The sequence below is a fragment of the Schaalia odontolytica genome, assembly GCF_002847525.1.
Taxonomy (GTDB): domain Bacteria; phylum Actinomycetota; class Actinomycetes; order Actinomycetales; family Actinomycetaceae; genus Pauljensenia; species Pauljensenia odontolytica_B.
This window is the reverse complement of the sequence record NZ_PKKM01000008.1, coordinates 1-21,393: the sequence shown is the minus strand read 5'-3', so window position 1 is coordinate 21,393 and position 21,393 is coordinate 1. Positions and strand designations below refer to the sequence as shown.

At 66.9% G+C, this 21,393-nt stretch carries 15 protein-coding genes and 1 pseudogene; 9 read left to right on the top strand and 7 right to left on the bottom strand.

Annotation, left to right across the window (positions count from 1 at the left end; all coding sequences use genetic code 11):
* The 3 genes and pseudogenes from CYJ22_RS10180 to CYJ22_RS06435 form a co-directional block, all read left to right on the top strand.
* Positions 1–358: pseudogene (locus tag CYJ22_RS10180) on the top strand (peptidoglycan-binding protein); the annotation flags it as partial.
* On the top strand, positions 355–1,053 hold the full coding sequence (locus tag CYJ22_RS06440; protein WP_101601964.1) for an ABC transporter ATP-binding protein: 699 nt from the start codon (positions 355–357) through the stop codon (positions 1,051–1,053). The pseudogene CYJ22_RS10180 and the gene CYJ22_RS06440, both read left to right, overlap by 4 nt.
* Complete coding sequence (locus CYJ22_RS06435) at positions 1,043–2,251, top strand: ABC transporter permease (protein WP_101601962.1); 1,209 nt, start codon at positions 1,043–1,045, stop codon at positions 2,249–2,251. The genes CYJ22_RS06440 and CYJ22_RS06435 overlap by 11 nt, the downstream gene beginning before the upstream one ends.
* 90 nt (positions 2,252–2,341) lie before the next feature.
* On the opposite strand, the gene CYJ22_RS06430 is transcribed toward CYJ22_RS06435, so the two are convergent.
* The 4 genes from CYJ22_RS06430 to valS all read right to left on the bottom strand — a co-directional run bounded on the left by CYJ22_RS06430 (position 2,342) and on the right by valS (position 7,906).
* Entirely contained in the window at positions 2,342–4,225 is a 1,884-nt protein-coding gene (locus CYJ22_RS06430) for an AMP-dependent synthetase/ligase (protein ID WP_101601960.1), read from the bottom strand.
* A 127-nt stretch (positions 4,226–4,352) separates the two neighbouring features.
* Positions 4,353–4,718, bottom strand: a complete 366-nt coding sequence (locus CYJ22_RS10450) for a type II toxin-antitoxin system RelE/ParE family toxin (RefSeq protein WP_101601958.1) — start codon at positions 4,716–4,718, stop codon at positions 4,353–4,355.
* Complete coding sequence (locus CYJ22_RS06420) at positions 4,703–4,999, bottom strand: toxin-antitoxin system antitoxin subunit (protein WP_101601956.1); 297 nt, start codon at positions 4,997–4,999, stop codon at positions 4,703–4,705. Before CYJ22_RS06420 ends, CYJ22_RS10450 begins: the two co-directional genes overlap by 16 nt.
* Positions 5,000–5,194: 195 nt before the next feature.
* Positions 5,195–7,906, bottom strand: a complete 2,712-nt coding sequence (gene valS, locus CYJ22_RS06415; protein ID WP_101601955.1) for a valine--tRNA ligase — start codon at positions 7,904–7,906, stop codon at positions 5,195–5,197.
* Positions 7,907–8,130: 224 nt separating this feature from the next.
* Here valS and CYJ22_RS06410 point away from each other — a divergent pair, with 224 nt between their 5' ends.
* Positions 8,131–9,483 (top strand): M20/M25/M40 family metallo-hydrolase, encoded by a 1,353-nt coding sequence (locus tag CYJ22_RS06410; protein ID WP_101601952.1) that lies wholly within the window; start codon positions 8,131–8,133, stop codon positions 9,481–9,483.
* Positions 9,484–9,549: 66 nt separating this feature from the next.
* On the opposite strand, the gene CYJ22_RS06405 is transcribed toward CYJ22_RS06410, so the two are convergent.
* From CYJ22_RS06405 to CYJ22_RS06395, 3 genes are all read right to left on the bottom strand, one after another.
* On the bottom strand, positions 9,550–10,914 hold the full coding sequence (locus CYJ22_RS06405; protein WP_101601950.1) for a Na+/H+ antiporter family protein: 1,365 nt from the start codon (positions 10,912–10,914) through the stop codon (positions 9,550–9,552).
* A 72-nt stretch (positions 10,915–10,986) separates the two neighbouring features.
* Positions 10,987–11,793, bottom strand: a complete 807-nt coding sequence (gene proC / locus CYJ22_RS06400) for a pyrroline-5-carboxylate reductase (RefSeq protein WP_101601948.1) — start codon at positions 11,791–11,793, stop codon at positions 10,987–10,989.
* A 151-nt stretch (positions 11,794–11,944) separates the two neighbouring features.
* On the bottom strand, positions 11,945–13,927 hold the full coding sequence (locus CYJ22_RS06395; protein ID WP_101601946.1) for a helicase HerA-like domain-containing protein: 1,983 nt from the start codon (positions 13,925–13,927) through the stop codon (positions 11,945–11,947).
* A gap of 206 nt (positions 13,928–14,133) precedes the next feature.
* Between CYJ22_RS06395 and CYJ22_RS06390 the strand changes: the two genes are divergently transcribed.
* The 5 genes from CYJ22_RS06390 (at position 14,134) to CYJ22_RS06370 (ending at position 21,275) form a co-directional block, all read left to right on the top strand.
* Complete coding sequence (locus tag CYJ22_RS06390; RefSeq protein WP_243390468.1) at positions 14,134–14,865, top strand: ComEA family DNA-binding protein; 732 nt, start codon at positions 14,134–14,136, stop codon at positions 14,863–14,865.
* Positions 14,865–16,415: a ComEC/Rec2 family competence protein gene (locus CYJ22_RS06385; RefSeq protein ID WP_243390467.1), complete on the top strand. Its 1,551-nt coding sequence runs from the start codon at positions 14,865–14,867 to the stop codon at positions 16,413–16,415. The genes CYJ22_RS06390 and CYJ22_RS06385 overlap by 1 nt, the downstream gene beginning before the upstream one ends.
* A gap of 147 nt (positions 16,416–16,562) precedes the next feature.
* The gene (gene holA / locus CYJ22_RS06380; protein ID WP_101601940.1) at positions 16,563–17,540 is read left to right on the top strand and encodes a DNA polymerase III subunit delta; all 978 of its coding nucleotides are present in this window, start codon (positions 16,563–16,565) and stop codon (positions 17,538–17,540) included.
* A 53-nt stretch (positions 17,541–17,593) separates the two neighbouring features.
* Positions 17,594–19,342, top strand: coding sequence for an ABC transporter ATP-binding protein (locus tag CYJ22_RS06375; RefSeq protein ID WP_101601938.1), 1,749 nt, complete (start codon positions 17,594–17,596; stop codon positions 19,340–19,342).
* 1 nt (position 19,343) lies between these two features.
* Complete coding sequence (locus CYJ22_RS06370) at positions 19,344–21,275, top strand: ABC transporter ATP-binding protein (protein WP_007588201.1); 1,932 nt, start codon at positions 19,344–19,346, stop codon at positions 21,273–21,275.
* Positions 21,276–21,393 lie beyond the last annotated feature (118 nt).

Sequence of the window (21,393 nt, the reverse complement as noted above, 5' to 3'; positions counted from 1 at the left end):
GACGATTACCTCGGTTGAGCCACCGCGCGAGAAGGCCAGCGAAGAAGGCAGCAAGGATGCCAACAAAGAGCGGATCATCCCGGTCACCATCACCCCCGACGACCCCGCCGCCCTCGAAGGGCTCCAGGAGGCCTCGGTCTCCCTGGGCCTGACCTCCGAGACCCGCACCGGCGTGCTGTCCGTGCCCCTCGGCGCGCTCGTGGCCCTCAGCGCTGATCAGTTCGGCGTCGAGGTCGTGGACGAGAAGGGCGAGATTCGTCGGGTTCCCGTCACCGTCGGCCTGTTCGCGGGCGACCGCGTTGAGGTGAGTGGCGACGAGATCTCCGAAGGGCAGCGCGTGGTGGTGCCCAACCGATGAGCCACATCCTGCAACTGACCGACGTGCACCGGTCCTTCGGCAGCCCGCCCGTGCACGCCTGTAACGGAGTGTCCCTGGCCGTTGACGAGGGCGAGTTTGTCGCCATCGTCGGGCCATCCGGCTCAGGAAAATCCACCCTGCTCAACCTCATCGGAACGCTGGATCGGCCCACCTCGGGCAGCGTGTGCATCAACGGCACGGACGTGTCCTCCCTGCGTGACACCGAACTGTCGGGAGTGCGCTCCTCGCTGATCGGATTCGTCTTCCAGCAGTTCCACCTCACCGCCGGCGTGTCCGCCCTCGACAACGTCGCGGACGGACTGCTCTACCGGGGGGTGCCGCGCTCCAAGCGACGCGAGGCCGCGCGTGAGGCCCTGACCCGCGTGGGCCTCGGGCACCGCATGGACCACAAGCCCCACCAGATGTCGGGTGGCGAGCGCCAGCGCGTCGCCATCGCTCGTGCCATCATCGGGCACCCGGCCCTGCTGCTCGCCGACGAACCCACCGGAAACCTCGACTCGCGCTCGGGCGCGTCCATCGTCGCCCTTCTGCGCGAGCTGAACGAGGCCGGCACGACCATCATCGTGATCACCCATGACAATGACCTGGCGGCCTCGCTGCCCAGGCAGATCGCCATCCGCGATGGCGAGATCGTTTCCGACTCCGCGCACCCGGGAGGTGACCATGGCGAGTAAGAAGAACACGGGTACCGGCCGCTCTGCGCTGCGCCTCTCGGACGTCGCGCGGCTGGGCCTGACGGGCCTGCGGGCCCGCCCCATGCGAGCCATCCTCTCGGCGCTCGGCATCGCGATCGGCATCGCGGCCATGGTCGGCGTCGTCGGCGTCTCGGCGTCTTCTCAGGCCCGCCTGCAAGAACAGCTGCGGGCGCTCGGCACCAACATGCTGACCGCGCGTAGCGGCGCGGACCTGTCGGGAACGGACCTCATCCTGCCCGAGGACTCCGTCGGACGCACGCGTATGATCCCGGGCGTCACCGACGCGGCGTCCACGTCGGCGCTGAGCGGCGTCTCCGTGTACCGCTCGCGCCTGTCCGACTCGAACGCGACTGGCGGCATTATCACGATGGCAGCCGACACGAACCTCCTGAAGGTCGTCTCCGGGACCATGAAGAAGGGCGCGTGGCTCAACGATGCCACCGCGAAGTACCCGGGTGTCGTCCTGGGCTCGAAGGCCGCGCAGCTGCTCGGCGTCGTCGAGCCGGGTACCCAGGTGTGGCTGGGCGGCATGTCCTTCACCGTCCTGGGCATCATGGATCCGGCTCCCTTGGCCGAGGAACTCGATAACGCCGCGCTCATTGGCGTTCCCGCCGCGGGCACGTACTTCGACGCGGGCAAGACACCCACGATGATCTACGAGCGCTCATCCGAGGACCAGGTGGAGAACGTGCGCGAGCTCCTCGGTCCCACGCTCGCCCCGCAGGGGGCCACCGGCCTGAAGGTCTCGCGCCCCTCCGACGCGCTGGCCGCCCAGAACGCGGCTGACCAGACCCTCACGACGCTGCTCGCGGGTGTCGGCTCAATCGCCCTGCTCGTTGGCGGCATCGGCGTGGCCAACACGATGATCATCTCCGTCCTGGAACGCCGCAAAGAGATCGGCCTGCGCCGGTCTCTGGGCGCCAAGCGGGGGCACATCACCGTGCAGTTCCTGGCCGAAGCCCTGCTCCTGTCCTTCCTTGGAGGACTTGCCGGATGCCTCATCGGCGCGGGCGTCACCTGGGGCATGTGCTACGCGTACGGCTGGCCGCCCACCCTGCACTGGTGGGTGATCGCCGCAGGCCTCGGCGCAACCCTCCTCATCGGCGCCGTCGCCGGGCTCTACCCCGCGATCCGAGCGGCTCGCACGCCGCCCACAGCGGCTCTCGCTTCGCAGTAGGTCGCTCACCCACAAAAGCCGTGGCCGGCTCGCCAACCCCGATACCGATCGGGGGAGCGCGAGCCGGCCACGGCCTCGTTCGTGGGCGCGTCAGTCCTGCACGGGGCCGCCGTAGATCTCGTCGATGACGGGCGCGAGGCGGCGCGTGGCCTCCAGGCGCTTGACCTTCAGCGAGGGCGTGAGCAGGCCGTTCGCCTCCGTGAAGTCGGTGGTGAGGACCTTGATCTTGCGGATCGACTCGGCGCGCGAGACGTGCTCGTTCGCGGAGGCCACCGCTTTTTCCAGGGAGGCCAGGACCTCGACGTTCGTGGCCGCCTCGGCGACGCTCATCGGGGGCAGCGAGTGGGCGGCGAGCCAATCGGGGAGCATCTCCGCGTCCAGCGTGATGAGCGCGGCGATGAAGGGCCTCTGGTCGCCCACGACGAGGACCTGGGAGATGAGCGGGTGGGAGCGCATCGGGTTTTCGAGGGCGGCCGGGGCGACGTTCTTGCCGCCCGCCGTCACGATGATCTCCTTCGCGCGGCCCGTGATGGACACGTAGCCGTCGCGGTCCAGGGACCCCAGGTCGCCCGTGCGGAACCAGCCGTCGTCGGTGAAACAGGCGGCCGTGGCGCCTGGGTCGTTGTGGTAGCGCTGGAAGACGCTCGAGCCCTTGAGCAGGATCTCGCCCTCGTCGCTGATCTTGAAGGACATGGGCGGCAGGGCCGGGCCCACGGTGCCGATCTTGGATAGGCGGGGTGTGTTGACGGAGACCGGGCCGACCGTCTCGGTCAGGCCATAGCCCTCCAGGACGGGGATGCCGATGCCGCGATAGAAGTGCGCGAGCCAGGTCGCCAGGGGAGCGCCGCCCGACACGATGTAGTCCGCGTTGCCGCCCACCAGGCGGATGATCTGCTGGTAGACGAGCTTGTCCGCCAGGGCGTGCTGGGCCTTGAGCGACGAGGTCGGGCCCTCCTCAGTGTCGAGGGCCTGGGAGTAGGCGATCGCGACCTTGGCCGCCCAGCGGAAGATCTTGCGCTTGGGGCCGGAGGCTTTCGTGTCCGCCGAGTTGTAGATCTTCTCCAGGACGCGCGGGACCACCAGGAGGTAGCTCGGCTTGAACGACGCCAGGTCGTTGAGCAGATTCTTGATGTTGGAGGCGTGGCCGAGGACGCCGTTGCCGCTGATCTGGAAGACCTGCAGGAAGCGCGCGAACACGTGGGCGAGGGGCAGGAAGAGGAGCAGGCGCGAGTCCTTGCCCGCTGCGATCTCCGGCATCCACGAGTGGGCGTTCAGGCACAGGTTCGTGAAGTTCTCGTGGCTCAGGACCGTTCCCTTGGGCGTGCCCATCGTGCCCGACGTGTAGACGATGGTTGCGATGTCGTCCTTCGTGAGGGCTTCCGAGCGGGCGAGGACTCGCTCGCGCGGGGTGGCCGCGCCGTCCGCGATGAGGGTCTCGATGGCCTCGGAGTCCAGGGAGAAGACGTGCGTGTTGTCCCGGTTTTCTCTCTCGGCTGCCGCGCGCACGATCTCCGCCATGGACACGGTCTCGGTGATGATGAGGGTGACGTCCGCGTCGACGAGGACGTGGGCGACCTGGTCGATGGAGCTGGTCTCGTAGATGGGCACGGGGACGAGGCCGGCCGCCCAGCACGCGAAGTCGAGGAGCGTCCACTCGTAGCGGGTGCGGCTCATGATGGCGACCCGGTCGCCGGGCTCGAGGCCTCGGGCGATGAGGCCGGCGGCGAGCGCGTGGACTTCGTCGTAGAACTCGCGCGCCGTGATGGAGCGCCACGTGTCGCCGATGCCGATCTTGCGCAGGATCAGCGGGCGGGTGGCACCGCGCTGCACGCGTTCTTTGAGCAGGTGGGGGATCGTCGTGTGCTCGTCGATGCGCACCAGGACGGGGGCGTGCCACTCGAGGGCTTCGGTGGTCGTCTGCGCCTGGGCCGTCTCGTCGTCGTTGGACGAGGCCGGGGTTTCCTTCTCGGTCATGCGTGCTCCCTGGTCGCTGGGCGGTGTGCGCCGCGGGACGGGGCCAGCGGCGCAGCTGTTGCTACCCCTATCCTACGCGACCGTAGGGTGGGGGAGTAAAACTCTCAAACTGAGGATGCTGTTTGTGCTACCTGACGTCGCCGTCAAGGACCTCAAGGAACTGATAGACAGGTTCGGGTAGGGTAACTCGCCCTTGCCTCGCAGATTGCACGGCGAGTATGAGTACCTGATCCTCCATGACGGCGAAAACGATGCGAAGCCGCTGGCGAAAACCGATCGCACGGATTGATGGGTGAAGATCGGGACGCGCTTCACCGCGATGAGGGAACTCAGCGAGACGGGATAGAAAATCGCGTAGGGCAGCGAGGTAAGCATCAGTTGTCTGTTCTGAGCCCGTGAGGGTCAGAAGTTCGCCGCGAAAGTTGACGAGGTCGCGGTATGCAGTATCGCCAATAGCAAGGCGTCGTTGGGGTGCCACTACTTCAGTCCCCATGCAGCAGTCAGCTCATCGAGAGTGTGCGCAGTTTCCGGGTGCTCAAGGTAGTGTTCGAGGGCGGGTAGAGCGTTCTCGCGGAGCCACGTCTCGTATTCCTCGCGCTCGCGGGCTTCCCGCCGTGCTTCGAGGGCAGCGATTGCCTCTTCGTAGAAAGCGGGAGAGACCAGGACTGCGCGGGTCTGTGCGCCGCGCGAGCGCAGCTCGACGGGTTCGACTTGGGCGGCGGCGATGTAATGAGCCTGGTTCTGGCGAAAATCAGAAAGCGTAGCTGTTGACATGTACTAATTGTACAAGTTGTTAGGAGATTGCGTGTTGTTTCGTGGTGGCATGTTCATGACTTCGGGCGCCAGAACGACGTGATGTCGCCTTCTCCGCGAGCTGATGCTGGACTAACAGCTGTGTCTTTCCGTGCTTGAGACAGACAAGGGGGCCGCCCGTGGTGTTCCACGGGCGGCCCCCTAGCAGCCTAACGCTCAGCCCTTGCGCTTCGCAGGAGCTTCACCCAGCTCGAAGGACTCGACGACGGCCTCGGTGGCCTCAGCGTCATCGGAGGCAGCCACGGTCAGGGCGCCCACGGCCTTGGATGCGGCCTCCAGGTCGCCCTTCACGGACTCCAGGGCCTCCACCTGAGCCTGCGGGGCACGCACCGTCACCGCCAGGAACGGCGTACGCGGCGACACCTTCGCCTCAGACTTGACGCGACGCAGCGCGATCAGAGCAGAGGACGCGGCCTCGAGCACCGAGGGATCGCCCTCGACGCCAGCCAGGTCGGACACGACCGGCCACGGAGCGGTGTGCACGGAGCCCTCGCGGTACCAGCTCCACACCTCTTCCGTCACGTACGGCAGGTAGGGGGCCAGCAGGCGCACGACGTTATCAATGACGATCGCCAGAGCCGCACGGGCAGACGCGGCCGAGGCCTCGTCCCACGCGCCATCACGGTTGTAGGCGCGCTCCTTGACCAGCTCCAGGTAGTCGTCGCAGAACGTCCAGAAGAACGACTCCGTGACCTCCAGCGCGCGAGAGTGCTCGTAGGACGCCAGGGCAGCCGAGGCCTCGTCAATGACGGAGGCCAGCGCCGCCAGCACCGAACGATCCAGCGGCACCGTCACCAGCGCCGGATCCAGATCGATCGCCGCGCCCTCGCCGCCCATCGTGAGCGCAAACTTCGACGCGTTCAGCACCTTGATCGCCAGGCGGCGACCAATCTTCATCTGCTGCTCGTCGAACGCCGCATCCAGGCCCAGGCGAGCCGACGCCGCCCAGTAACGCACGGCATCCGAACCGTACTTCTCCAGGATGCCCATCGGGGTCACGACGTTGCCCTTGGACTTCGACATCTTCTTGTGGTCCGAATCCAGGATCCAGCCCGACAGGCCCGCGTGCTTCCACGGCAGCGCACCGAACTCCAGGTCCGCGCGCACCACGGTGGAGAACAGCCACGTACGGATGATGTCCTGACCCTGCGGGCGCAGATCCATCGGGTACGTGCGAGCGAACAGGTCCTCGTCATCCAGCCAGCCACACGCCAGCTGCGGGGACAGCGAGGACGTCGCCCACGTGTCCATGATGTCCAGCTCGCCCACGAAGCCGCCGGCGACGCCGCGCTGATCCTCCGTGTAGCCCTCCGGAATGTCCGTCGACGGGTCGACCGGCAGAGCGGCCTCAGACGGGGTGATGATGTCGTCGTAGTTGACCTGGCCGTCCGCGTCCACGCGGTACCACAGCGGGAACGGCACGCCGAAGAAGCGCTGACGGGAGACCAGCCAGTCGCCCTTCAGGCCCTTCACCCAGTTCTCGTAGCGCACGCGCATGAAGTCGGGGTGGAACTCCAGCTCGCGGCCGCGGCCAATGAGCTCCTCGTTCAGGTCCTTGCCCGAGGCCGGGTTCGTCCACGCGCGGCCACCGTTACGGATGTACCACTGGCGCGAGGTGACGATCTCGAGGGGCTTGTCGCCCTTCTCGAAGAAGTTGGTCTGACGCATCGTCTTGGTCGGCTCGCCCTTCAGCTCGCCCGACTCACGCAGGGCGGCCACCACGGCCTCGCGCGCGGAGAACGTCGTCTTACCGGTGATCTCCTCGAATGCCGCGCGGCCCGCATCGGTGGTGATCCACTCGGGGGTCTCGGTGATGATGCGGCCGTCCTTGCGAAGGATCGCGCGCAGCGGCAGCTCCAGGTCACGCCACCAGTCGATGTCGGTCGTGTCGCCGAAGGTACAGCACATGGCGATGCCCGCGCCCTTGTCCATCTCCGCCTCGGGGTGAGGCAGGATCGGCACCTCGACGCCGTACACGGGGGAGGCGACCGTCGTGCCGAACAGCGGCTTGTAGCGCTCGTCGTCCGGGTGGGCGATCAGGGCGACGCAGGCGGCCAGCAGCTCGGGACGCGTCGTCTCGATGCACACGTCCACGCCGTCCTCGACGGGCGCGCCGGCGGCGGCAGCCTTCGCGGCGGCCTCGGCGTCGGTGATGTGGAAGGCCAGGCGGTGGTAGAAGCCCGGGTACTCGCGGCTCTCCAGCTCAGCCTGGGCGACCGCCGTCTGGAAGGTGACGTCCCACAGGCCCGGGGCCTCGGCCTGGTAGGCCTCGCCGCGCGCCAGGTTGCGCAGGAACGCAGCCTGGGCGACCTTGCGCGCACGCGCGCCGATCGTCTGGTAGTTCTGCTTCCAGTCCACGCTCAGGCCCAGGTAGCGCCACAGCGCCTCGAACTGAGCCTCATCTTCCTGGGTGAGGCGCTCGCACAGCTCCACGAAGTTCTTACGGGAAATCGGCTTCTGGTCGCGAGCCTTGATCGACTTGCCGTCGCCGCCCACGTGCGGGGGCTCGAAGTCGGGGTCGTAGGGCAGCGTCGCATCCACGCGAACGCCGAAGTAGTTCTGCACGCGGCGCTCGGTCGGCAGGCCGTTGTCGTCCCAACCCATCGGGTAGAACACGGACTTGCCGATCATGCGCTGGTAGCGGGCCACGACGTCGGTGTGCGTGTAGGAGAAAACATGGCCGATGTGCAGGGAGCCGGATACCGTCGGCGGGGGAGTGTCGATCGAGTACACCTGCTCGCGCGTCGCGGTGCGGTCAAAAGCGAAGGTGCCCTGGCTTTCCCAGGCCTCACCCCACTTGGCTTCGAGGCCTTCGGGGGCGGCGCGGTCGGGCACGCGAGGCGCCTGCGCACGGGTGTTCATGGCCATAATTGAGTTGTCTCCATCCGAGTCGTGGACTGTTTGCCCCACTAGCCTACGTTTCCCCATGCATTTCGGTCCAATGCTGGGCCTTGTAGCGCCCGGCGCGTTGCTCACACGCGCCGTTACAAAAGTTCCCCTCGTGGCGCGGTCGGGTGAAGTGAAGTGCGTGGGGATACCGTGGTGTCAGGCAGGGGAGCCGGGACGAGGCCCCCGCTGGGAAGGGGATCATCGTGACTACGCAATCGCTGGGCGAGCAGACCGTCGACCTGTTGGGGCGCCTGGTGCGCCTGGGCTGCGTCAACGACTTGACCGCCGACTCGGGCGGAGAAGAGCGCGCCGCCGACCTCCTCGAGGACTTCTTCGCGGGCCTGCCCGTGTCAATCGAACGGATCACCCCGCACCCGGGGCGCACTACCCTCGTGGTCACGGTCGAGGGTGCGGATCCCAGCAGCACCGGCACGCCGCTGACCCTCCTCGGGCACACGGACGTCGTGCCCGTGGATACGGCCAAGTGGACGCGCGATCCTTTCGGCGCGCAGATCGAGGACGACGTCATGTGGGGGCGCGGCACCGTCGACATGCTCCACCTGACCGCCGCGATGGCCGTCGTCACCCGCGAGGTCGCGCGCCGCGCCCAGGACGGCAATCCTCCCGCGCGTTCCCTAGTGTTCGTGGCCGCCGCTGACGAGGAAGCGCGAGGAGGACTCGGCGTCCCGTGGATCGGCGAGCACAGGGCGGACGCCCTCCCGTGGGACGCTGCCCTGTCCGAAATGGGAGGAGCACACATTCACGGGCGCCGCGGAGGCGACAGCGTCGTCGTGGTCGTCGGCGAAAAGGGCGCCGCCCAGCGCCGCCTGCACATTCGGGGCGACGCTGGCCATGGCTCTGTTCCGCTGGGGCGCACGAGCGCCGTCGAGCGGCTCTCTCAGGTGAGTGCGGCGCTGTCCGCCGCCCGCTGGCCCACCGCCACGGACGAGGTCTGGGCGTCCTTCGTGCGTGCCTTCGAGTTCGACGAAACGACCGAAACGAGCCTCATCAACGGCACCTACGAGGGCGACTACTCCGAGTTCGAGGACCTGGCGGCGTTCGCCCACGCGATCTCCCACGTGACCGTCGCCCAGACGGTCGCCCACTCGGGCGGCCCCATCAACGTCATGCCCTCCCACGCCACCCTTGAGCTCGACATCCGCACGCTGCCCGGCATCGACGACGATGACGTGGACGCCGCTATTGCGGCAGCCCTCGGCGACCTCGCCGAGCACGTGACTATCGAACGCCTCCTGTGTGAGGCAGCCACGGCCTCGTCGATCGACACCGACCTGTACCGGGCCATCGAAGCGGCGCTGACACAGCGATACCCGGGCACGCGCGTCGTCCCCGTCCTCTTCCCCGGCGGCACCGACCTGCGCGTGGCCCGCAGACGTGGGGGTATCGGGTACGGCTTCGGGGCCGTGGACAGCGGGGCGAGCCTGGGACAGGTGTACTCCCAGCTGCACGCGCATGACGAACACATCGCCCTGGCGGACGTACGTGCGACCGCCGAGGTCCTCCACGAGGTCGCGACCACCTACCTGGGCGTATAACGAGGCTGGGGCCAGGTCACGCATTCGTGCAACCCGGCCCCGGCCTCGTAGAGAAGAACGACGGAATCAGAGGACCATCGCCGCGACCCAGCCACCGACCAACAGCGGAATGTTGTAGTGGATGAACTCGGGGATGACCGTGTCTCGCATGTGGTCGTGCTGACCGTCGATGTTGAGACCGGCTGTTGGGCCAAGCGTCGAGTCGGACGCGGGAGAACCGGCGTCGCCCAGAGCGCCCGCGGTGCCGATGAGGGCGACCGTCGCCATGGGGGAGAAGCCCAGCGCGATGCACAGGGGCACGTAGATCGCCGAAATGATCGGCAGGGTCGAGAAGGACGAGCCGATGCCCATTGTGATGATCAGGCCGACCACCAGCATGATGACCGCGGCCAGGGACTTCGAACCGTTGAACATCGCGGAGGTCTGCTGGACGAGGGGCTCGATCTGTCCGGAGGCCTTCAGGACCGAGGCGTAGCCCTGGGCGGTGATCATGATGAGGCCGATGAGGCTCATCATCTTCATGCCGCCGCTGAACACGTCGTCGGCCTGCTGCCAGGGCACGACGCGCATGCCGAGCATCATGCACAGACCCACGAGGGCGCCCACGAGCAGCGGGTCGGCCTCGGAGTCCATCTTGGTCAGGACAGCCTGGATGACGAAGCAGGCGACGAGGGCCACGACGGCAGCCCACACCTTCACCATGTTGACGGGCTTATCGTCGGTGGCGCTGAAGGAGGTCTCGCGCTGCTCGTATTCGCGCGGCTTGCGGTAGGAGACGAGCAGGGCGATGGCACAGCCCACTGCCATCGAGGCTGCGGGGATCGCCATGGCGGCCATCGGGTTGACGACGCCCTCGACGGCCATGCCGGCTTCCTCGATGTTCTTGTAGAGAATGTCGTGCAGGAAGATACGGCCAAAGCCGATCGGTACGAACATGTAGGTGGTGACGATGCCGAAGGTGATCGCACAGGCGACCAGACGGCGGTCCATCTTCAGCTCGTTCATGACGCCGATGAGCGGGGGCACCAGCAGAGGGATGAACGCGATGTGAATCGGGATGAGGTTCTGGCTCATGACGCCCATGACGAGGACGCCGCCGAGGATGCCCCACTTGGCGGAGCGGGCCACGCGCGCCGAGTTTGACTCATCGGCATTGCGCAGCTTCTTGATGATCCAGTTCGCCAGCAGGCGCGGCAATCCGGAGTGGGCGACCGACATGGCGAACGCGCCGAGGAGGGCGTAGGACAGGGCGATCTTCGCGCCGCCGGCGAGGCCGTCCTGGAAGGCGACCATCGTGCCGGACACGCCCATGCCGGCGACCAGGCCGCCCACGAGCGAGGCAATGAAGAGGGAAATGATGACGTGCACGCGTGCGACGCTGAGGATCAGCATGACGAGCACGGAGAGCACGACTGCGTTGAAGAGCAACATGTGTGTTCCTGTGTTGAGGGTGCGCGGGTGCGCCAAACAAGGGGGAGGTAAGCCGCTGTGCGGCAGGTGGTGTCAGCCGAGATGGGAGTCGGCGTGGATGGATGCGTCGACGGCACCTACCAGTGCGGTCGACAAACCACCTTCCTCGGCGGCCAGCAATCCTGCGATTGTGGTGCCGCCGGGGCTCGTCACCCGATCAATGAGTTGCGCGGGGATCGTGCCCGCCTCGCGCTCAGCGAGGAGCAGTGCAGCGGCTCCCGCCATCGCCTGCGCGGCGATCTCGACGGCGGTGTCCTTGGACAGGCCGTGCTTGAGACCGGCGCGGGCGAAAGAATCAACAATCTGGAAATACCAGGCCGGAGAGCACGAGGCCAGGGCCTGGAACACGGGGAAATAGTCCTCGTCGATGAGGATGGTGCGGCCCACCGAATCCATGAGGGATCGGACGGCTGCGACCTGTGCGTCGGTGGCGCGCGCGGCCGTTAGGGCGGTCATGGACTGCCCGACGGTGGCCGCAACGTTCGGCATGACGCGCACGAGCGGGATGCCCGCGCCGAAGTCAGTGGTGATCTGGTCGAGGGTGCGCCCCGCCGCCAGGGAGACGACGCAGACGTCGGTGCGACCGACCACGATGGGGGAGATCTCCTTGATGACCGCGCGCTGGTCCTTGGGCTTGACCGCCAGGATGACGATGTCGACCTGGCGGGCCAGGGAGGCGTTCGAGGAAGCGGCTGTCGCGCCGAGTTCGTCGGCGAGGTCGCAGGCCTTGGCGGCCGTGCGGTTGGAGAAGACCAGGGTCGCGGGATCGACGCCGGACGCGACGGCACCGCGAGCGATGGCCTGGGCCATGGCTCCCGTTCCGATGAATCCGATACGCATCAGGGTCTCCCACTCACATTGGTCGATTGCGATGCAGCTTACTCCACTTTGCCTTTTCTTGGCACAGTGGCCGCACTGTGAGACGAGGCCGGGGCCGAGCCCCCTCGGAAGGAGTCCTCAGCCCCGGCCTCGTGCCGAAAAATCGGAAGTCTCAGCGCTTGCGCGTGCCGAAGATGGAGCGCGTGATCTCGCGGCCGGCGGTGCGCAGGACGGATCCGAGGACGTTTTCAACCTGGCGGGTGCGGCGTTCGGCGGCGCGCTGGCGGGCGGCCTCTTCCTTCTCCTGCTGCTTCTCGACCTGGCGGCGCAGCTTCTCCATTTCCTTCTGGCGGGCGGCCTCTTCCTTGGCGGCGGCCTTCTCTGCCTCCTTGGCGGCGCGCTCGGCCTCCTTCTCGGCCTCCTTCTGCGCGCGCTCGGCCTCCTTGGCTGCCTCCTCCTGCGCGAGGGCTTCCTCGCGGGCGGCCTGGGCCTCGGCCGTGCGGCGCTCGAGCTTTTCCTCGGCCGAGTCCGGGTTCACGGCGTCGCGGTAGCGGCCCATGATGACGCTGGACTGGTTGATGCGCGCGACCGTGTCGGCCGATGCGGGGCCCATGACGGAGGCGGGTGCCCAGATACCGACCGGCGTGACCGGAGTCGGGTTACCCTTCGGATCCAGGACGGTCACGACGGCCTCGCCGGTGCCCAGGGTGGTGAGGACCTCGTCGAGTTCGAGCGACGTCTTCGGGAAGGTCTGGACCGTGGCCTTGAGCTTCTTGAAGTCGTCCGGCGTGGAGGCGCGCAGGCCGTGCTGGATGCGCGAACCGAGCTGGGCCAGGACGTCGGAGGGGATGTCCTTGGGGGTCTGCGTCACGAAGACGACACCCACGCCCTTGGAACGGATGAGGCGAACGGTCTGGACGACCTGACGCTCGAACTCCTTGGTGGCGTCCGCAAACAGCAGGTGCGCCTCGTCGAAGAAGAACACGAGCTTGGGGCGCTCGACGTCGCCGACCTCGGGCAGGGTGGAGAAGAGGTTGGCGAGCAGGAACATGATGACGGCGCTGACCAGTGCGGGGCGCGAGGAAATATCGCCGACGCCGAGCAGGGAGATGATGCCGCGGCCGGTGGAATCCATGCGCATGAGGTCGGCCGTGTCGAAGCCGGGGGCGCCGAAGAACTGGCCGCCGCCCTGGGATTCGAGCGCGGTCAGGGCGCGCAGAATGACGCCGGCGGTGGCCTTGGAGACGCCGCCGATCGTGGCCAGCTCGTCCTTGCCCTCATCCGAGGTCAGGAAGGAGATGACGGCGCGCAGGTCGGGCAGGTCGATGAGCTCGAGGCCCTGGCCGTCCGCCCACGCGAAGATCAGCTGGAGGGCCTGCTCCTGCGTCGTGTTCAGCGAGAGGGCGCGGGCGAGCAGGATCGGGCCGAAGTCGGAGACCTGGGCGCGCACGGGCACACCCGGGAACTGCGAATCCGCGCCACCCAGGCTCAGCAGCTCGATCGGGAACGAGGAGGACGCCCAGTCCTGACCGTTGGCCGCGGTGCGGCTCAGGAGCTTCTCGGAGCTGACGCCGGCCTCGGCCAGGCCCGTCAGGTCGCCCTTCACGTCGCACAGAAGGACGGAGGAGCCGTTCGCGGACAGCCCCTCGGCGAGGAGCTGGAGGGTACGGGTCTTACCCGTGCCCGTCGCGCCGGCGACCAGGAGGTGGCGGTTGAACATGGGCAGCGGCATCTTGGCGCTCACGCCGGGCACGCGCGCACCGTTGTCAATGAGCGTGCCGATCGTGACAGCGGGGACCTCCCAGGAGTAGGCGCCCTGGATCTGGGTGGCGAAAGCCGACAGTTCGCCGCTGGGGGCCGGGGACGAGGCCGGGGCGGCTGCGGGTGCTTCGGCTGCGGGGGCCTCGGGTGCCGGGGCGGACTCGGCGGCCTCCACCTGGGTGCGCAGCTCGTCGGCCGTCGCGCGGGCAGCTTCCGCCTGCGCGGTCTCGGCCTCGGCGGTGGCGGCAGGTGCGTCTGCGGCCGGGGTGCCTGCGGCTTCGAGCTGGAGGCGAAGGGCCTCCGCCTTCGCGCGGGCGGCCTCGGCCTCTGCGGCCTTCGCGGCTGCTTCCGCCGCGGCGAGCTGTGCCTTGAGGTCCTCGATGTTCTCGCTCATGGTGTGGCCTTTCGGCTCTGGGCGTGGTGCGCCACTGTACTTCGACGTTACCGGAACAGTATCCCTTGGCACCGTGGTCCCATGCGAGTTATGCGGGGTGGCTCGGGTGTGGGATTCGTCCACAACCCCTGCGCGCGCACCGCAGTTATCCACAGGGGTTCGTTTTCATGTGTGCTCCTGGCGTTCGCCGGGGTTAGCGTGCGGGCATGAACGTGTCACGATGGTTGGCTCGTCGGCGCATGGCGGTGCTGACGAAAGCCGTGTACGACAGCGCCCTCACTGAGGACGATGAACCCGCCGAGCCGAGCGTCGCCCGCCTCCTACCCGGAGGAACGACCATGGCCGCACTGATCGCCGTGATCGTCCTGATTGCGGCGGTGGGAGTGTGGAGGCACGCAGCGACACGCGAGCACTCCCAAGCCCTCGCCCAATCCTCCTCTGAGAGAGAAGAGAGCGAAGGCGCGTCCATCGAGGCAGGCCCATCACCGTCCGCACCACCATCCGCAGGGGAACACGCCGACGATGTCGTCGTCTACGTCTCCGGCGCGGTCGCGTCCCCAGGGGTGCTCACCCTGCCAGCTTCTTCCCGAGTCATCGACGCCATCACGGCGGCGGGAGGCGCAACGCCCGAGGCCGACCTGGAGTCGATCAACCTCGCCCGCATCCTTGTCGACGGGGAACAGATACGGGTCGGCGTCGTGGGGGAGTCACCGCCTTCCGCGTCTGCGGGGACGGGCACCGACGCGCAGGCCTGTGTCCGCTTGGCCACCGCGACCGAGACCGAGCTCCAGACTCTTCCCGGCATTGGGCCGGCCCTCGCACAGCGAATCATTTCCTATCGATCCACACACCCACGCCTGACCTCCGTCGAAGAGCTCGACGACGTGCCCGGCATTGGCCCATCCCTCATCGAAAAGATCCGGCCGGGTGTGTGCTGATGAGTGACCCCCAATGCGCTCCCCGCATGATCGACCTGCGTCTCGCACCAGCAGCCGCCGCCACCTGGGCCACCACCTGGTGGGCGACGGACCACTATGCTCCATGGGAATGGATCGGAGCGTGCGCCCTCGTCGCGCTCGGATGCACCACCTCCTACGCGCGCTCACACCGAGGCCGGAAGACACCCAGACACGCCCTCACCCCGCCCCGGTCCGCTCGCCTCGGACTCGCGCTCCTCCTCGCATGCACCGCCTGCGCGCTCGCGGTCGGATCCACTGCCCGCCGCCAATACGACGCCGACCCAGCCCGCCGCGACTCCGGCCCTATCCATGCGCGCCTCGTCCTCCAAGCCGACCCGGCTCCGCCCTCGTCCGGATTCTCCGCGACACGCAGTGCCCGCGCGCGCATCGAGGCCGTCTCCGTGGGGGAGGAGTGGCACCCCTCGAACGCCACCGCGCTCGTGCGCGCGCCCGGGTGGCAGGATGCCGCGCGCGGCGACGTCTACGAGGTCTGGGGAAGCCTCGACGCAACCTTTGCAGCAGACGCGCCATCGGTGGGCACCATACGCGTCAGGCGTGCCCAGCTCATCGAGCGGCCCGGTGGCCTGTCCGCCTGGATGCGCTCCACCCACCGGGCCTTCGCCCACGCATGCGCTCCACTGCCCAGGGACGCACGCTCCCTCGTCCCCGGCATGGCGATCGGAGACGACCGCGCGATGCCCGCAGACCTGTCCGACGCGATGAAGAAAACCTCCCTCACCCACCTCACCGCCGTCTCCGGATCCCACATCGTCATCGTCCTCGCCACCGTCACCCTCATCGTCCCCGCGCGAAAACCCCTACGCCTCGGGGCTACCATCCTCGTCCTGGGCACAATCCTCATCCTCGTCGGACCAGACCCCTCCGTCGTGCGCTCCGTCTGCGTCGCAGCCGTCGCCACCCTCGGGCTCATTCTCGGACGCGAGGGCCAATCCATCGCCGCCCTCTGCGCCGTCGTCATCGCCACCCTCCTCATCGACCCCTGGGCCTCCCGCTCCTACGGATTCGCCCTGTCGGCGCTTGCCGCGCTCGCGGTCGTCGGCCCCTCGGCGGCGCTGGTGCGGCGGTGCCTCCGACGAATCCGAGGAGACACGGGCGTCGGGAAAGCGCTGCGTTGGCTGGCGGAGATGGTGTGTGTGCCCGCCTTCGCGGAGCTGGCGACCGCGCCGATCATCGTCTCACTGTCTGGGAACGTGCCGGTGTGGGGAATCGCCGCCAACGTCATGGCCGAGCCCGCCGTTCCGGTTGCGACCGTCGCGGGGCTCGCGGGCGCGCTCGTCTCCCCGCTGAGTATTCGCGCCGCCTCGGCATGCGCTGTCGTTGCTTCGTGGGCGACCGCCTGGATCGCGGGGGCAGCGCGCGTGTGTGCCGCCCTGCCCGGAAACGGGGTGCACGTACCCGGTGGATCCTCGACAGTCCTGGGCGTGTACGCCTGCTGTGGCGGCGGATGGATCGTGTGGAGGGCATGGAAGAGATGGGGAGCCCCGAGCGTCGATGAGCAAGGGCCATGAGTGGGGCAGACACCTACTGCGGGCGCATCGTCAAGGTCTCGTGACACCTGCCACGACTAGTGTCCGCCCACGGCCAAGACGGACGCAAATGAGCTCGCTCGGTGGCAGACTTAGACAGTTACCGTTTCAGCGGAAAGGCAGGAAGACGTGGCAGCACGCGGTTCGCGCCCGGCGGCGCCAGCCCAGATCACGCTGGCACCCATCGTGTTGATCAAAGGCCCCGAGGGCCTTCTCGTCGACCGTGCCCTCGACCAGCTGCGCGCCCTCGCCCACGAGGCCGACCCCAACCTCGAGCGCACCGACATCAACGCGGCCACCTACCAGGCCGGGCAGCTCGACGTCATCGCCTCGCCCTCGCTCTTCGGTGAATCCCGCATGGTCATCATCCGGGACCTGGAAACGATGAGCGACGCCCTCGCGAACGACCTCATCGCATACTCGGCTTCGCCTGCCCCCGACGTGTGGATGTTCCTGGCACACCCCGGGGGTAACGCCCGCGGCAAGAAGGTCATCGACACGATCACCAAAGCCAAATGGCCCGTCATCCCCGCCGAACCGCTTAAGAACGACCGCGACAAGCTGGCACTCATCGCCTCCGACGTGCGCACCGCACGCCGCCAGATGGACACCGAGGCCCAGCAGGCCCTCGTCGATGCGCTGGGTAACGACCCGCGTTCGATGGCCGGTGCCCTGGCCCAGCTGCTCTCCGACGTCAGTGGGCGCATCACCCTGGAGGACGTGCGACGCTACCAGGCTGGCCGCGTCGAGGCCACGGGCTACGACGTCGCGGACGCGGCCGTCGCGGGCAATTCCGCGAAGGCCCTGACGCTCGCACGCCACGCCTTCGCAACCGGTATCGCGCCCCAGCTGCTCGTCACCGCCTTGGCCATGAAGTTCCGCGCCATGGCGAAGGTCTCGATCGGCGGATCCGCATCCGCTCTCAAAATGGCCCCCTGGCAGGTGGACCGCGCCCGGCGGGAACTGCGCGGCTGGTCCGACGCCTCACTGGCAGGAGCCTTCGCTGCTATCGCCACGGCGGACGCCGAAACAAAGGGCGCGTCGCGAGACCCGCAACGCGCCATCGAAAAAGCACTTATCACCATCTGCAGGCTGCACGGGTGCTGAATGCGCGCCCCGGCCTCGTCTATGAGATGCCGTAGGGAACGAAGAGGAGATACATGAAGACGATTCGAACGTTGGTGGGGAGTCTGCGCGAGTTCAAGAAACCCGCGATCCTGACCCCGCTGTTCATCATCGGGGAGGTGATCCTCGAGTGCCTGATCCCGCTGACAATGGTCACGCTGGTGGACGCGCTCGACGGGGTCTCCCTGAGTCCCGTCATGCGCCTGGGCCTCATCCTCACGGGACTGGCCTTCGCGTCGCTCGCCTGCGGTATTCTCTCCGCGCGTTTTGCGGCGACCGCGTCGGTCGGCCTGGCGAAGAACCTGCGTCAGGACCTCTTCTTCAAGGTGCAGGACTTCTCGTTCGCGGACATCGATCGCTTCTCCACGTCCTCGCTGGTCACGCGCATGACGACGGACGTCACGAACGTTCAGAACGCCTTCGGCATGCTCATTCGTATCGCGGTGCGCGTGCCCCTCATGATCGTCTTCTCCATCGTGATGGCATGGCGCATCAACGTCCAGATGGCCCTCATCTTCCTCGGGATGGTGCCGGTTCTCGCCATCATCCTGGCAGCCATCGTGCTCATCGCCTTCCCGATTTTCCGCCGCATCTTCAAGAAGTACGACGCCCTGAACAACTCCGTGCAGGAGAATGTCGCAGCGATCCGCGTGGTCAAGTCTTTCGTCACCGAGGAGCACGAGACCACAAAGTTCCGCGCCGCCTCGCAGGACGTACGCAAAGACTTCACGAACGCCGAGAAACTCATTGCGCTCAACAGCCCCGTCATGATGTTCTTCATCTTCGCCGCGATCGTCGCCGTCGACTATGTTGGCGCTTCGATCATCATCAACTCGGGAGCGACCGAGCTGACGAAGGGCGGACTGACCGCCCTCATCACCTACGGCATCCAGATTCTGACACACATGCTGATGCTCGCCTTCATCTTCGTCATGACGACGATGGCCGCAGAGTCCGCGCACCGTATCGCCGAGGTCCTCAACCACGAACCGTCGCTCACCTCCCCGGCCAACGGCGCCACCGAGGTCCCGGACGGCTCCGTGGTCTTCGAAGGTGTGTCCTTCAAGTATTCGGCGAGCGCCGAAGAGAACGCACTGTCCGACATCGACCTGCGCATCGAGTCGGGCTCGACGCTCGGCATCGTGGGCGGCACCGGTTCGTCCAAGACCTCACTCATTCAGCTGATCTGCCGCATCTACGACGTTTCTGAGGGATCCGTGAAGGTCGGCGGACGCGACGTGCGCGACTACGACCTGAGCGCGCTGCGCGACGCGGTCTCCGTCGTCCTGCAGAAGAACGTTCTGTTCTCCGGCACGATCAAAGACAACATGCGCTGGGGCAACCCGGACGCCACCGACGAACAGATCGAGCATGCGTGCAAGCTCGCGCAGGCCGACGAGTTCATCCAGCAGCTGCCCGGCGGCTACGACTACGTCATCTCCCGCGGCGGCACCAACGTGTCGGGCGGCCAGAAGCAGCGCCTGTGCATCGCCCGCGCCCTGCTGAAGAACCCGAAGATCCTCATCCTCGACGACTCCACCTCCGCCGTGGACACGAAGACCGATTCGCTCATTCGTCATGCCTTCGAGAGCGAAATCCCGGGCACGACGACGATCATCATCGCCCAGCGCCTCTCCTCGGTGAGCCACGCCGACCAGATCATCGTCTTGGACGACGGTCGTATCAAGGAACGGGGCACCCACGAGGAGCTGATGGCAGCGGGCGGGGAGTACAGAGAGATCTACGATTCCCAGAACGCCGCGAGCGAAAGCGAGGTGGCTTGACATGGCACGTGCGGATAAGTCCCGCGTGGAGGAGTCGGAGAAGCTCGAGGGTATCGAGCGTCCCTTCGGCCGCCTCATGGCCTACGTGTTCCGCCACTACCCGGTGCGCATCAGCCTGACCGTCGTGTGCATCATTACGTCCGCCGTGGCCTCGGCCGTCGGCTCGATCTTCATGCAGCAGATCGTCGACAACGTCGTGACCCCGGGCCTGGAGAGCGGCTTCGACGCGGTGCGCGCCACCCTGGTGCGCCTCGTCGTCACGATGGGCGTCATCTTCAGTGCCGGCGTTATCGGTAGCTTCATCTACACCCGCGCCATGGCGATCGTGACGCAGGGGACGCTCAAGCACATGCGCGACGACATGTTCGACTCCATGGAGCGCCTGCCCCTGCGATTCTTCGATACGCACCCGCACGGCGCGATCATGTCGACCTTCACCAACGACACGGACGCGATCCGTCAGCTGATCGGCCAGTCCATCCCGACGCTCATCCAGTCGGGCCTGACGATCATCGTCCTGATCGGCACGATGCTCTACTACTCCGTGTGGCTCTTCCTCGTTGTCCTCATCGTGGGCGCTCTCATGGCCTTCCTGACCGGGAAGCTCGGCGGGCTGTCGGGCCGCTTCATGAAGGCTCAGCAGGCTGCTCTCGCCGACGAAGAAGGCTTCATCGAAGAGATGATGGATGGCCAGAAGGTCATCCAGGTCTTCAACCACGAGCAGGACGCCAAGGACGAGTTCGTCGAGTACAACCAGAAGCTCTTCGACTCCTCGGAGAAGGCGAACATCTACGGCAATGTGCTGATGCCTGCCCTGGGCAACATCGGCAACATCATGTACGTGGTCATCGCTATCGTCGGCGGCGTCATGATCCTGGAGCAGACTCCGAACATTCACCTCTTTGGCGTCGATGTCGTCACGGTTGGCGTGGTCGTGTCCTTCTTGGGCATGGTCCGTAACTTCTCACAGACGATCGGCCAGATGTCCATGCAGGTCCCGATGATCGCCTTGGGTATGGCGGGCGCGGGTCGCGTGTTCGCTCTCATCGACCAGGAGCCCGAGGAGGACGAGGGCTACGTGACCCTCGTGCGTGCGCGCGAACTGCCCGACGGCACTCTCGAGCCGACCGAGGAACGCATGGGAATCTGGGCGTGGCGCCACCCCCACAAGGCCGACGGCACCGTCACCTACACGCGCCTACGTGGCGAGCTGGTCATGGAGGACGTGGACTTCTCCTACGACGGCGAGAAGCAGATCCTGCACGACATCTCCCTGTGGGCGAAGCCCGGACAGAAGATCGCCTTCGTGGGTGCCACGGGCGCCGGCAAGACGACGATCACGAACCTGATCAACCGCTTCTACGACATCGCCGACGGCAAGATCCGCTACGACGGCATCAACATCAACAAGATCCACAAGCCGGATCTGCGTCGCTCCCTCGGCGTCGTCCTGCAGGACGTCAAGCTCTTCACGGGCACGGTCATGGAGAACATCCGCTACGGCCGTCTGGACGCCACGGACGAGGAGTGCATTGCCGCTGCGAAGCTGGCCAACGCGGACTCCTTCATCCGGCGCCTGCCCGAAGGCTACGACACGATGCTGACCGGCAACGGCTCGAACCTTTCGCAGGGCCAGGCTCAGCTCCTGTCGATTGCGCGCGCCGCCGTGGCCGACCCACCGGCGATGATCCTCGACGAGGCCACCTCCTCGATTGACACGCGTACCGAGGCCCTCGTGCAGCAGGGCATGGACAACCTCATGGAGGGGCGCACGGTCTTCGTGATCGCCCACCGCCTCTCGACGGTGCGCAACTCGGACGCGATTATGGTCCTGGACCACGGCCGTATCATCGAGCGAGGTAGTCACGACGACCTGATTGCCCAGAAGGGCGTGTACTACCAGCTCTACACGGGCGCCTTCGAGCTCGAGTAAGCGCTCAACGATCGCGTTTGCCCCGGCCTCGTTTTGAACTGCGCCCCGAAACTTGGACGCGTTTAATGGTAGCCGTTATGCGGCTTCCTGTAGGGCCTGATCCCGGTATTCTGCCGGG

Coding starts and splice junctions, on each gene's coding strand:
- CYJ22_RS06395 (WP_101601946.1), bottom strand. CDS start 13,927: ATGAGCGAGAACATCGAGGACCTCAAGGCACAGCTCGCCGCGGCGGAA.
- CYJ22_RS06405 (WP_101601950.1), bottom strand. CDS start 10,914: ATGTTGCTCTTCAACGCAGTCGTGCTCTCCGTGCTCGTCATGCTGATC.
- valS (WP_101601955.1), bottom strand. CDS start 7,906: ATGGCCATGAACACCCGTGCGCAGGCGCCTCGCGTGCCCGACCGCGCC.
- CYJ22_RS10450 (WP_101601958.1), bottom strand. CDS start 4,718: ATGGGGACTGAAGTAGTGGCACCCCAACGACGCCTTGCTATTGGCGAT.
- CYJ22_RS06420 (WP_101601956.1), bottom strand. CDS start 4,999: ATGTCAACAGCTACGCTTTCTGATTTTCGCCAGAACCAGGCTCATTAC.
- proC (WP_101601948.1), bottom strand. CDS start 11,793: ATGCGTATCGGATTCATCGGAACGGGAGCCATGGCCCAGGCCATCGCT.
- CYJ22_RS06390 (WP_243390468.1), top strand. CDS start 14,134: ATGAACGTGTCACGATGGTTGGCTCGTCGGCGCATGGCGGTGCTGACG.
- CYJ22_RS06385 (WP_243390467.1), top strand. CDS start 14,865: ATGAGTGACCCCCAATGCGCTCCCCGCATGATCGACCTGCGTCTCGCA.
- CYJ22_RS06440 (WP_101601964.1), top strand. CDS start 355: ATGAGCCACATCCTGCAACTGACCGACGTGCACCGGTCCTTCGGCAGC.
- CYJ22_RS06375 (WP_101601938.1), top strand. CDS start 17,594: ATGAAGACGATTCGAACGTTGGTGGGGAGTCTGCGCGAGTTCAAGAAA.
- CYJ22_RS06370 (WP_007588201.1), top strand. CDS start 19,344: ATGGCACGTGCGGATAAGTCCCGCGTGGAGGAGTCGGAGAAGCTCGAG.
- CYJ22_RS06435 (WP_101601962.1), top strand. CDS start 1,043: ATGGCGAGTAAGAAGAACACGGGTACCGGCCGCTCTGCGCTGCGCCTC.
- CYJ22_RS06430 (WP_101601960.1), bottom strand. CDS start 4,225: ATGACCGAGAAGGAAACCCCGGCCTCGTCCAACGACGACGAGACGGCC.